This is a genomic window from Stenotrophomonas sp. SrG (assembly GCF_050031795.1).
In the GTDB taxonomy this organism is placed as follows: domain Bacteria; phylum Pseudomonadota; class Gammaproteobacteria; order Xanthomonadales; family Xanthomonadaceae; genus Stenotrophomonas; species Stenotrophomonas rhizophila_A.
The window spans coordinates 1-243 of record NZ_JBNBBE010000907.1 but is presented as its reverse complement, the minus strand read 5'-3'; the positions used below and the strand labels follow the sequence as shown (position 1 = coordinate 243).

The following is a 243-nucleotide window of genomic DNA, read 5'->3' as shown; positions in this document are numbered from 1 at the left end:
ACCCTCGGGGCCGTCTATCCTCGCCGCTCCCCCGCCCCGCTCCCGCGCCGTCCCAAGGGCGCGAAGGCAAGAGCTTGGCATCCCAGAACACTCCCGCGCCCAGTCCCGCCCCCGCCCTGCGGGTGCGCGACCTCCGCAAGACCTATGACCACGGCACCCCGGCCCGGTAAGGGGTGTCGCTGGACGTTGCCCCGGGAGACTTCTTCGCGCTGCTGGGCCCGAACGGGGCCGGCAAGTCCACCC

The 243-nt window shown here is 73.7% G+C and carries 1 pseudogene; it reads left to right on the top strand.

Going from position 1 to position 243, the window contains the following annotated elements:
• Positions 1–74: 74 nt before the first annotated feature.
• Positions 75–243, top strand: a pseudogene (locus ACQG3P_RS22135) (ABC transporter ATP-binding protein); the annotation flags it as partial.